The sequence below is a fragment of the Pseudomonas sp. genome (assembly GCF_050739995.1).
Taxonomy (GTDB): Bacteria; Pseudomonadota; Gammaproteobacteria; order Pseudomonadales; family Pseudomonadaceae; genus Aquipseudomonas.
The window spans coordinates 1-11,114 of the sequence record NZ_JBOICG010000173.1 but is presented as its reverse complement, the minus strand read 5'-3'; the positions used below and the strand labels follow the sequence as shown (position 1 = coordinate 11,114).

Here is an 11,114-nt window from a genome sequence, read left to right as displayed (position 1 = left end):
TTCATCGGCAGCACCGCCACTTTCGCAGGCAAGCCAGCTCCCACCTTTGACCTCTATCGCTGGCGAGTACGCGCTAGACGCGATGGCCCCCAAACACCGCCAATCTCCTGTGGGAGCTGTCGAGCTTCAGCGAGGCTGCGAAGGCGGCGGCACAGGCGACCTATTCATCGGCAGCACCGCCGCTTTCGCAGGCAAGCCAGCTCCCACAAGTTTTTTAGAAGCGATCCAAACGATAGGCTCCCCGAGTCGGTAAACCCAGGTTCAACTGTTCAGGTTTGAGCAATTGCACGACCATTTCCGCCGTCACCGCCGCCTGTGTCAGCCCCAGGTGCTGATGACCGAACGCAAGCAACACCTTGCCGTCGCATACCCGATCAATGATCGGCAACGAGTCGGGCAGGGACGGTCTGAACCCCATCCAGGGCGTGGCGCCTTGCGCACTCAGGTCGTGCCGAAACAAGCCCTGGCTCAAACGGTGCAATTGCCAGGCGCGTTGCATATTGGCGGGACGATCCAATCCGGCAAACTCAACTGTGCCGGCCAGGCGCAGGCCGCCGGCCATGGGCGTCATGATGAACTTGCGCTCAAGGGACGTGACCGCAAACGGCAGGCGATCTTGTTCCTGGGGCAGCATCAGGTGATAGCCTCGTTCGGTATCCAGTGGGACTTTTTTGCCGGTCAACGCCGCCGTGAGCCGGGCCGAGTGCGCACCGCAAGCGATCAGCACCTGGCGTGCCGCCACCACGCTGTGGTCGGTCATCAGCGAGACGCCGTCGTCCTCGACACGCCCATCCACAACGCGCTGCTTGATGAACTGCACACCCTGGACCTTGGCGGCCTTGGCCAGCTCGCCGACCACTTGGAAGGGGTCGATAAAATGCCCGGTGCCTGGAAAAAACAGGGCACCCTGGATATCGTCGCTCAACTGCGGTGCCGCCTGGCGCACCGCATCGCCGGACCATAAATCCACTGTCACGTTTTGCTGTTGCATGCGTTGTTGCAACGCCTCAATGGCTGCGCGGGATTCGGCACGCTCAAACACCAGCAGCGAGCCGTCCTCACGCAGCAGTTGCGGCTGCTCGATCGAATGCAGCAAGCGTTGCCAAGCACCCAGGCTGGCCTCATTGAGTGCACGGATACCCGCCACCGTACGCCGGTAACTGGCCGGACGCAGGTTCAGCAGCAGCCGCACGAACCAGGGCAGGGCGCGGGGCAGGTATTTCCAATCCAGGCGCAGCGGCCCCATGGGGTCCATCAGCATGGCCGGCAGGCGCTTGAGGATCGACACATCGGCGATCGGAAACACCTGCTCCGTCGCCAAGTGCCCGGCGTTGCCATAGGAGGCGCCCATCCCCGGCGCCTGTGGGTCGATGACCACGACGCGGTGGCCCTGACGCGCCAACTGCAAGGCACAGGCGACGCCGATAATGCCAGCGCCGATGACGGCGATATCGGCGGTATGGGTGTCAGACATGGCCTAGGCCTCTCTCTGGCCGTTGAGCAGGCGTCGCAGCAGCAAGGGGTTGTCCTGGCGCAGCGCTTGGGGCAGCAACGTATCGGGGAAGTCCTGGTAACACACCGGCCGCAAAAACCGCTGGATCGCCGCAGTACCCACCGATGTGCTGCGCGAGTCGGAAGTGGCCGGGAACGGCCCGCCGTGGACCATGGCATCACACACTTCCACGCCGGTCGGCCAGCCATTGACCAATAAGCGACCCGCCTTGCGCTCCAGGATGGGAAGCAACAGCCTGGCTTCGTCCACGTCGCCCTCATCCAGATGCAAAGTGGCCGTGAGTTGGCCTTCCAAGTGCTCCGAGACTTGGCGGACTTCCTCCGCGTCGGCACACACCACCACCAGGGACGCTGCGCCAAACACTTCGGCCTGCAGGTGCTCATTCGTCAGGAAGGCGCTGGCCTGGGCGACGAACAGATGCGCCCGGCCCTGGTTCGGGCCGTCGGCCGGTAAACCTTGTGCGGCGATCTCGGCATGACCGGCTAATGCCCCCACGCCAACCGAGTAGGCGCTGAAAATACCGGGCGTCAGCATGGTCTGAGCCGCGCATGGCGAAAGCAGCTCCCGGGCCGTGCCGATGAAGCGCTCCAGTGCCTCTCCGGCAATGGCAATCACCAGGCCAGGGTTGGTGCAAAATTGCCCGGCGCCTTGGGTCAGTGAGGTGACAAAGCCCTGGGCCAGACCTTGCGCACGCGCTTGCAGCGCGGCGGGAAACAGATACACCGGGTTGATCGAACTCATTTCCGCATACACCGGAATCGGCTCTGGCCGTGCCTGGGCAGCTTGAGTCAGCGCGATACCACCGCTGCGTGAGCCGGTAAAACCGACGGCTTTAATGCGCGGGTCGCTCACCAGTGCCATACCGACTTCGCGGCCGGAACCGTACAGCAGCGAAAACACGCCCTCTGGCAAACTGCATGCTTTTACCGCTTGGGCCAACGCACGCGCTACCAACTCGCTGGTGCCTGGGTGGGCGCCGTGAGCTTTGACAATGACTGGGCAACCGGCCGCCAAGGCCGAGGCGGTATCGCCACCCGCTACCGAGAATGCCAGCGGGAAATTACTCGCGCCGAAGACGGCCACCGGCCCGAGCGGTATATGGCGTTGGCGCAGGTCTGCCCGCGGCAGTGGTTGTCGCTCAGGCTGGGCAGTATCCACCCGCACATCCAGCCACTCACCGGCCCGTACGGTACGTGCGAAGGTGCGCAACTGCCCGCAGGTACGGCCTCGCTCGCCAAGGATGCGTGGGCGTGGCAGGCCGGTTTCGGCCACGGCGCGTTCGATCAGCTCATCGCCGAGCGCTTCGATATGGTCGGCAATGGTTTCTAGAAAGGTGGCGCGAGCCTCCAGGGAGGTTTCGCGATAGGTATCGAACGCCGCCCACGCCAGGGCACAGGCCCGTTCGACGTGTTCGCCACTGCCGCCGTGGTAGGCGGGTTCCAGTGGTGTGTCGGTGGCGGGATTGATGGCCCGGATCGCTTCGCGATGGCCGGACACGGCGTGTTGACCGATCAGCATACTGCCCGTCAGAGTCATGGAGTCGTCCTGCTAAAAAAGGGATTGGCCGCCGTGGCAGGCACGGCGGCGCGAAAGGGTCAGGCGACGTTCTGTTCGGCCGACCAGTTGGCGTACCACTGGCGGAACAGCGCGTACTGGTTCTCGGCGTAACGCCGCTGGGCATCGCTGAGCACATCGGTTTCGTTGAAGTGCAGGGCGTATTGCCGGTCACCGTTGAGCACCATCAGGTGCTTGTAATACAGCACCAGGTCGCAGCCTTCATCGAAGGACGACAACACGGCCAGCGCCGCTTCCAGCTCACGGGCCAGGCGCCGCGCCTTGGCATCGCCCTTGGCGGCTTGTTTGCTCAGGGCCACCAATTGCAGCACTTCCCGTGGCAGGGCATTGCCGATGCCGGTGATGGCGCCGGTGGCGTTGCAGTTGACGAAACCATGGACCACTTGGGTATCGACACCAACCATCAAGGTCACGTCATCGTCCTTGGAGGTGATGTTTTCCGCTGCATAACGCAGGTCGGCACCGCCGCCGAATTCCTTGAAACCGATGAGGTTCGGGTGTTCGCGGCGCAGTTCGAAAAACAGATCTGCGCGGGTGGCGAAGCCGTAGTAAGGGCTGTTGTAGATCACCGCGGGCAGGTTGGGCGCCGCCTTGAGGATCGCGGCGAAGTGGGCCTTTTGCGCCGTGGCGCTGGCACCACGGGACAGCACGCGGGGAATCACCATCAAGCCATGGGCGCCGACCTTGGCCGCATGGGCTGCATGGGCCACCGCTTCACGGCTGTTCACCGCGCCGGTACCGACAATGGTCGGCACGCCAGCGGCCACCAGGCGCGCCACACCTTCCTGACGCTCGGCTTCGGTGAGCAGTGGCCAGTCGCCCATGGAGCCGCAATACACCACGGCGCTCATGCCGATATCGATCAGTTCGCGGCCTTTGGCAACCAGTGCGTCGAAGTCAGGTTTGCGTTCCGGGGTGCATGGGGTCATCAGCGCAGGGATGCAACCGGTGAAGATGTTGTCGCTCATTGTTTTTGCTCCGTTCAGTTGAATAAGTGAGGGCTCAGATGCCCCAGGCGAAAGGGTCCTGCGCGTCGATCAGCAAGGTGCTGTCGGCGGTCATGTAGGCGCGGCCGGTGATGTAAGGGCGTACGTGTTCGCCGTCCCATTCATAACGACCCTCGAATTGGCTGCCGGTGATACTGGCTTGCACCCAGGTGTCACCCGCCGCGAGTTTTCCATCGGCGGCCAGGCACGCGAGCTTGGCGCTGGTACCGGTGCCGCAGGGCGAGCGGTCGTAGGCGCCGCCAGGGCACATGACGAAGTTGCGGCTGTCGGCCTGGGCGTCGTCGGCGAACAGTTCGATATGGTCGATCACCGCACCGTCCGCGCCAGAGATGCCTTGGGCCTGCAGGGCCTTGAGCATCGCGCGGGTGTAGTCGCTGAGAGCGTCGACGTTATCCATCTGCAGCCGGTGGCCGTGGTCCGACACCAGGAAAAACCAGTTGCCGCCCCAGGCGATATCGCCGCGCACGACGCCGTGCCCAGGCACCTCGACCGATACGCCTTGGCGATAGCGGTAAGCGGGTACGTTACGCACCGTTACCGCGCCGTCAGCATGCAGCGTGGCCGCCACCGGGCCGACCGGCGTGTCGATCTGGTGCACACCCGGTTCGATATGGCCCAGGTGGTGCAGCGAGGCCACCAGGCCGATAGTGCCGTGGCCGCACATGCCGAGATAGCCGGCGTTATTGAAGAAAATCACCCCGCAGGTCGCGCCGGGTGTGATCGGCTCGCAGTACAGCGCGCCGACCAGTACATCGTTGCCACGGGGTTCCAACAGGCAGGCGCGACGCCATTGATCGTGATGGACGCGCAAATGTTCGAGTTTTTCGGCGAGGGTGTTGCCGACCAATTCAGGGAAACCGTCCATGACCAGGCGCGTAGGTTCACCGCCGGTGTGGGAGTCGATAACGTGCAGGCGTTTCATAGAGCGCTCCATCAATGGGTAGCCGGGGACAGTGGGGCGCTGTAGTGCGAATCGCTGACGGCTTCGCTTTCATCGTCTTCGTTTTCCAGGCGCACCAGGTGTGCAGGTACGCCGGTGGCAGCGCCCCAGTAATAGATACCCAAGGCGCAGACGGCGACGACCAGCGTGTCAAACGGATGGCTGATCACGCCGATGCCACCGAAGCTGCCGAGCTTGGAAAGGAGGATGGTCACCGCATAAAAACCGATCAGCCAGGCCGACGAACGCACTTGCTGTTGGATGTTCAGGTGCGCGGTCGGCACCCAGCGAGCACACAGCAGGTACACCACAAACATCAGGATTTGCAGGCCAAGCAGCCAGGACACGGTGCTCCAACCGGACCAGTACACGATCAGTGCGGCGATGATGAACGACAGCGGGCCGAGTACCGCCATGCCCTTGACGCGGAACGGGCGCACCATCTGTGGCGCATTACGGCGTAGCGCGGCGACGGTGACCGGTGCCACGGCGTAACTGAGGATCAACGCGGCGGAGACCACGTTGATCAGCGCCTCCCAGGACGGAAACGGCAGGGTCCAGAACACCGACAAGCCAAAGGTCAGCCACAGCGCCGGGCGCGGGATGCCGGACTTCTCGTCGATGCGGGTGAAGATCTTGAAGAACGTGCCGGTCTGCGCCCATCCATACACCACACGCGGGGTGGCGTTCATGTAGATGTTGCCGCAGCCGCTGGGTGAGATCACCGCGTCGGCCACCACCAGATATGCCAGCCAACCCACACCCAACGCCAAGGCAATATCGCGATATGGCAGCGCCAGCTCCTTGCTGATCCCGGCCCAGCCGTTGGCGAGCATTTCCGTTGGCACGCCACCGAGGAACGCGGTTTGCAGCAACACGTAGATCGCGGTGGACAGCAACACGGAAAGGATCAGCGCAATCGGAATCGTGCGTTGCGGGTTCTTCACTTCACTGGCGACCGAGATGATCGGCGTGAGGCCCAGGTACGCAAAGATCACACCACCGGCTGACACCGCCATCTCAATGCCCGACAGGCCAAACGGTGCGAAGCCATGCACCTGGAAATTTGCCGGTTTGAAGAAGGTGAACAGCACGCCGATCACCAACAGCGGCACGATGAACTTGAACACACTCACCAGGTTATTCGCGATGGCGAAGGTCTTCACGCTGCGGTAGTTGAGGATAAAAAACAGGCACAGCAAGGCAAATTGCACCAGCCAGCCGAGGGTGGTCGGGTCGCTGGAGCCCGCCTTGGTCAGTTCGGGAAACCATGCCGCCGCGTATTGGCGCGAGGCCACCACTTCAATCGCCACCAGGCTGGAAAACGCGATCAAGGTGATAAAACCCATCAAGTAACCCAGCAATGGGCCGTGGGAGTACACCGGGTAACGCACCACGCCACCGGCGCGGGGCAATGCGGCGCCCAATTCGCAGTACACAATGCCCAGCAGCAGCACCGCAAAACCACCCAGTAACCAGGAGAAAATCCCTGCGGGACCGGCGATGGCAGACACGTGGCTGGCGGCGAATAACCAGCCCGAACCGAAGATGGCGCCCAGCCCGATAAAGGTGAGGTCCATCAGTGAAAGTTGTTTCTTGAACTTGCCTTGAGCAGACATGGCGGCGCCTTCTTGTGAGTTATTGGATAGGCATGCAGTGGCGCTATCCTGAACCCATCAAGGGCGTGGTGATTGATGTTTTGCGCAGGTGAGGATGACGAATTCGGCACAATTCTCTGTGCTCGACAGCGCCTCGGGCATGGGGCAATCTGCTCGAAAAAACCGGAGGCTATCCCATGTTGCGCACTGCGTTCGCCAGCCTGTGCCAAGGGCGCGAGGCCCATCGCCCCGAGAGCATCGAACAGTTGTTGAGCGGTGTGGCGCAGCTGTTGCCGATGCTGGATGTGATCCCCAATGCCACGATTTTCATCAAGGACATGCACGCCCGCTACGTGCTTGCCAACCGTACCTTAGTGCAACGCTGCGGCCTCAAACAGCTGCAACCGTTGCTGGGCAAGACCAGCGCCGAAGTCTTCCCCGCGCAACTCGGGCCGGGTTATACCGAACAGGACCGGCGTGTGTTGGAGGAGGGCTTCGTACTTGAGGATCAGTTGGAGTTGCACCTCTACGGCACTCGCGAGCCCGGTTGGTGCCTGACCCATAAATGGCCGTTGTATAACCATCAAGGCCAGATCATCGGCTTGGCCGGCATTTCCGTCGACCTGCAATCGGCCAGCGAAACCCACCCGGCGTATCAGCGCCTGGCCGCCGTGGATGACTACATCCGCCAGCATTTCAACCGGCGCGTCACCTTGGGCGAACTGACGCGAATCGCCGGGATTTCCGTGGCGCAGCTGGAACGCTACTGCAAACGCGTATTCCACCTCACACCCCGACAGATGATCCAGAAAGTCCGCCTGGAACATGCCCATCGCTTGTTGCATACCGAGTTGCCGATCACCGACGTGGCGCTGCAATGCGGCTACACCGATCACAGTGCATTTACCCGCCAGTTCAAGGCGTCCACCGGGTTTACGCCACGCCAATATCGCCAGTTGGAATAGTCACCGCCATCGCAATGCAACGAATGGCCGCCGTCGACCCTCCTATGCTTACCAATGCCCTTTTCACCACACAGGTATCAGGCTTATGACGGCGACGGACAACGATCATGTGAACTGGCTGGTTGGACAATCGATGCTGCACGCGGCGCGCCAGCGGGCCAGGCTCTATTCGGGGCAGGGGCGCTTGTGGCAGCAGCCGTACGCGCAGACCCGGCCCCGTGATGCCTGCGCGTTGTCGTCGGTGTGGTTCACCGCTTATCCGGCTTCGATCGTGACCCGTGAGAATGGCACGGTGCTGGAGGCGCTGGGGGACGAGATGCTGTGGCATGCCCTGTCGAAGATCGGCATCCAGGGTATTCACAACGGCCCGCTGAAAAAATCCGGTGGTCTGTCGGGCCGCGAATACACGCCGACCATCGACGGCAATTTCGACCGCATCAGTTTCGAGATCGATCCGCAACTGGGTACCGAGGCGCAGTTACAGGCGTTGACGCGCATGGCGGCGGCGCACAATGCGGTGATCATCGATGACGTCATCCCATCCCACACCGGCAAGGGCGCGGATTTTCGCTTGGCCGAGATGGCCTACGAAGACTATCCCGGCCTGTACCACATGGTGGAAATCCGTGAGGAAGACTGGCCCTTGCTGCCTGACGTTGCCGAGGGGCGCGATGCGCAGAACCTCAGCCCGGCGCAGGTGGACGCGCTGCGCGACAAGCATTACATCGTCGGCCAATTGCAGCGGGTGATCTTCTTTGAACCGGGTGTCAAGGAAACCGACTGGAGCGCAACGCCCGTGGTGTTGGGTGTGGACGGCAAGGCGCGGCGTTGGGTGTACCTGCATTACTTCAAGGAAGGGCAGCCGTCACTGAACTGGCTCGATCCTTCGTTCGCCGCGCAACAGATGATCATCGGCGACGCCTTGCATGCCATCGATGTGATGGGTGCCAAGGTCCTGCGCCTGGACGCCAATGGCTTCCTGGGCGTGGAACGCAAGCTGGATGGCACGGCCTGGTCGGAAAGCCATCCGCTGTCGATCACCGGCAACCAGTTGTTGGGCGGTGCGATTCGCAAGGCCGGTGGCTTCAGTTTCCAGGAGTTGAACCTGACCGTGGATGATATCGCCGCCATGTCCCATGGCGGTGCGGATCTGTCCTATGACTTCATCACCCGTCCGGCCTACCAGCATGCGCTGCTGATGGGTGACACGGAGTTTCTGCGGCTGATGCTGCGCGAAATGCACAGCCAGGGCATCGACCCCGGCTCGCTGATCCATGCGTTACAGAACCACGATGAACTGACCCTGGAACTGGTGCATTTCTGGACCCTGCATGCCCACGACAACTACCTCTACCAAGGCCAGACCTTCCCCGGCAACATTCTGCGCGAACACATTCGCGAGCAGATGTACGAACGCCTCGCCGGTGAGCAGGCGCCGTATAACCTCAAGTTCGTGACCAATGGTGTGTCCTGTACCACGGCGAGCATCATTACGGCTGCACTGGGTATTCGTGACCTGGAGGCAATCACGCCTGCGGATATCCGCCAGATCCGTCAGGTGCATTTACTGCTGGTGATGTACAACGCGATGCAGCCCGGAGTGTTTGCCTTGTCCGGCTGGGACCTGGTGGGCGCGTTGCCCTTGGCGGCCGAGGAGGTGGCGCATTTGATGACGGACGGCGACACCCGCTGGATTCATCGCGGCGCCTATGACCTGGTGGACCTGAATCCGGATGCCGAGCGGTCGGCGGGGCAGATGCCGCGCTCACGAACCTTGTACGGCAATCTCAATGAGCAGTTGCAGGACCCGGACTCGTTTTCGTCGCAACTGCAAAAAATCCTCGCGGTGCGTCGCGCCTACGACATCGCGGCCAGCCGCCAGATTCAAGTGCCAGACGTCGAGCATCCGGGCTTGTTGGTGATGGTCCACGAACTGCCAGCCGGGAAGGGCACGCAGATCACGGCGCTCAACTTCAGCGCCACACCCCTCACCGAGACGTTGCATCTGCCTAACATCGGGCCTGGGCCTGTGGTGGATATCATCAATGAGCGAGTCGAAGGTGACCTGACTGCCGAGGGGGCGTTCACCATCACGTTGGATGCCTACGAAGGCCTGGCGCTACGGGTGGTGAACCATTCACCGATGCTTTAGGCGCAGGCCCGTCAGTTGAGGGCGCGGTTGAATGGATCAAGCACCTGAAGCCCGTTGCCCGCTGAAGGCGGTCATTTGGCATCGTGGAAAATGATACCGAGGGTTCTGCGTTCACCGCGATGAAGGCGGCTTACCCCATGACGTACCGTCATTCGGTAATACCCTCGTGCCGACTGCGCCGGGCGGCTGTTCACCGCAAAAATCACCGCCTGGCCCCGGCCGATCGTGACGACCTCCACCTGGCCCGGCTTGTTGGAGGCGGTTTGGGCAAGAATGAATTCGCCGCCGTCGAAATCCACGCCAGGCTGATCCAGCAGGAACACCACCTGAAACGGAAACACCTGCTCGCCATACAGGTCTTGATGCAGGCAGGTGTAGTCGTTTTCACGGTAACGCAACATCAACGGCGTGGGTCGGCACTGGCCTGCCTGATGACAGGCCGCTTTGAACGCTGTGTGTGTCTCGGGAAACCGCTGGCCGACTTTCAATGCCGAGTGCCAGCGGTTGGCGATGGGGGCAAGGTGGCTGTACAGGCGAGTTCGCAAGTCTTCGACGAGGGGCGGCAGGGGATATTTGAAATATTGGTATTCCCCCCGGCCGAAGGCGTAGCGCTCCATGATGATACGGCTGCGAAAGTGAGTGTCATCGGCATAGAGCGCGGCTAACTGCTCGCAGTTTTGCCGAGTTATCAAAGGCGCAAGCAGGGCAAACCCGTCGTTCATCAAGGCTGTTTCGACGACTGACCAGTCGATATTCTGCAAGTCGGTTTGAGTGTTCATCAGTGCTCCTGAAACTTCCATTGGCGATACTCGACAGGCATGCAGATGGCGCAGGGGCGATAGCCGGCCGCGATGGCACTGGCTTCGTCGAGAAAAAATACGCGATCCTTCACATAGCCTCCGTGTGCAATAGCCCTCAATGCGGCGGGGCAGTCGAGCTTTCCATAGCGTTTGCCGCGCCGATGCCCCCCCCAGCGTTCCGGGCTGCCGGCTCAGCCAGGGTTTGCCAGCGCTGCCCAGCAGCGTCCACTCACGCGGTTCGGTCATGGCGTGGCCCTGGAGCGAAATGAAACCCCAGGGAAAACCCAAGGCGTTCGCCGCTTTTTACTCGGCTGATGGCGTGCTTCATATTGACCTGGTAGTAACCCTTGTTGCCTTTGAACGGGCGTTGAGCCGTGGTGATGATTGCCAGATCGCCCCGACGCAGTGGCACCACCATCGGGCGCGATTGCATTCTTGGGCGCTGTTCCGTGAGGACAAATTCACCGCCGGTGAAGTCCTTGCCGATGCAGGACAATACGGCGACCAACTGGAATGGAAAGATGTATTCACCGTCGGCATCCTGCCCAAGCGACAGGTATTGCG

10 protein-coding genes are annotated in these 11,114 nt (G+C 61.8%); 2 read left to right on the top strand and 8 right to left on the bottom strand.

Translation table 11 applies throughout. The features are described from left to right. Positions 1 to 214: 214 nt before the first annotated feature. The 5 genes from ACRESD_RS06135 to ACRESD_RS06115 are packed head-to-tail and all read right to left on the bottom strand — an operon-like array spanning position 215 to position 6,654. Positions 215 to 1,474 carry an NAD(P)/FAD-dependent oxidoreductase gene (locus ACRESD_RS06135; RefSeq protein WP_431750111.1) on the bottom strand — a complete coding sequence of 420 codons (1,260 nt, stop codon included), beginning with the start codon at positions 1,472 to 1,474 and terminating at the stop codon, positions 215 to 217. 3 nt (positions 1,475 to 1,477) lie between these two features. Then, entirely contained in the window at positions 1,478 to 3,049 is a 1,572-nt protein-coding gene (locus tag ACRESD_RS06130) for an aldehyde dehydrogenase (NADP(+)) (protein ID WP_431750110.1), read from the bottom strand. 59 nt (positions 3,050 to 3,108) lie between these two features. Next, positions 3,109 to 4,056 (bottom strand): dihydrodipicolinate synthase family protein, encoded by a 948-nt coding sequence (locus ACRESD_RS06125; protein WP_431750109.1) that lies wholly within the window; start codon positions 4,054 to 4,056, stop codon positions 3,109 to 3,111. Positions 4,057 to 4,090: 34 nt separating this feature from the next. Next, entirely contained in the window at positions 4,091 to 5,017 is a 927-nt protein-coding gene (locus ACRESD_RS06120; protein WP_431750108.1) for a 4-hydroxyproline epimerase, read from the bottom strand. Between the two features lie 11 nt (positions 5,018 to 5,028). Then, positions 5,029 to 6,654, bottom strand: a complete 1,626-nt coding sequence (locus tag ACRESD_RS06115; protein WP_431750107.1) for an APC family permease — start codon at positions 6,652 to 6,654, stop codon at positions 5,029 to 5,031. A gap of 176 nt (positions 6,655 to 6,830) precedes the next feature. Between ACRESD_RS06115 and ACRESD_RS06110 the strand changes: the two genes are divergently transcribed. After that, positions 6,831 to 7,598 (top strand): helix-turn-helix domain-containing protein, encoded by a 768-nt coding sequence (locus tag ACRESD_RS06110; RefSeq protein ID WP_431750106.1) that lies wholly within the window; start codon positions 6,831 to 6,833, stop codon positions 7,596 to 7,598. A gap of 85 nt (positions 7,599 to 7,683) precedes the next feature. After that, complete coding sequence (gene treS, locus ACRESD_RS06105; RefSeq protein ID WP_431750105.1) at positions 7,684 to 9,750, top strand: maltose alpha-D-glucosyltransferase; 2,067 nt, start codon at positions 7,684 to 7,686, stop codon at positions 9,748 to 9,750. A gap of 71 nt (positions 9,751 to 9,821) precedes the next feature. On the opposite strand, the gene ACRESD_RS06100 is transcribed toward treS, so the two are convergent. The 3 genes from ACRESD_RS06100 to ACRESD_RS06090 form a co-directional block, all read right to left on the bottom strand. Next, entirely contained in the window at positions 9,822 to 10,529 is a 708-nt protein-coding gene (locus ACRESD_RS06100) for a 2OG-Fe(II) oxygenase (RefSeq protein ID WP_431750104.1), read from the bottom strand. Continuing rightward, a complete protein-coding gene (locus ACRESD_RS06095; protein ID WP_431750103.1) occupies positions 10,529 to 10,669 on the bottom strand; it encodes a hypothetical protein in 141 nt (46 codons plus the stop codon). Before ACRESD_RS06095 ends, ACRESD_RS06100 begins: the two co-directional genes overlap by 1 nt. Positions 10,670 to 10,779: 110 nt before the next feature. Next, positions 10,780 to 11,114 (bottom strand): 2OG-Fe(II) oxygenase (locus ACRESD_RS06090; RefSeq protein WP_431750102.1); only part of this gene is annotated, 335 nt, incomplete at its 5' end.

Bases quoted from the DNA above. Each gene is read 5' to 3' on its own strand.
- ACRESD_RS06135 (WP_431750111.1), bottom strand. From the start codon at position 1,474: ATGTCTGACACCCATACCGCCGATATCGCCGTCATCGGCGCTGGCATT.
- ACRESD_RS06130 (WP_431750110.1), bottom strand. From the start codon at position 3,049: ATGACTCTGACGGGCAGTATGCTGATCGGTCAACACGCCGTGTCCGGC.
- ACRESD_RS06125 (WP_431750109.1), bottom strand. From the start codon at position 4,056: ATGAGCGACAACATCTTCACCGGTTGCATCCCTGCGCTGATGACCCCA.
- ACRESD_RS06120 (WP_431750108.1), bottom strand. From the start codon at position 5,017: ATGAAACGCCTGCACGTTATCGACTCCCACACCGGCGGTGAACCTACG.
- ACRESD_RS06115 (WP_431750107.1), bottom strand. From the start codon at position 6,654: ATGTCTGCTCAAGGCAAGTTCAAGAAACAACTTTCACTGATGGACCTC.
- ACRESD_RS06110 (WP_431750106.1), top strand. From the start codon at position 6,831: ATGTTGCGCACTGCGTTCGCCAGCCTGTGCCAAGGGCGCGAGGCCCAT.
- treS (WP_431750105.1), top strand. From the start codon at position 7,684: ATGACGGCGACGGACAACGATCATGTGAACTGGCTGGTTGGACAATCG.
- ACRESD_RS06100 (WP_431750104.1), bottom strand. From the start codon at position 10,529: ATGAACACTCAAACCGACTTGCAGAATATCGACTGGTCAGTCGTCGAA.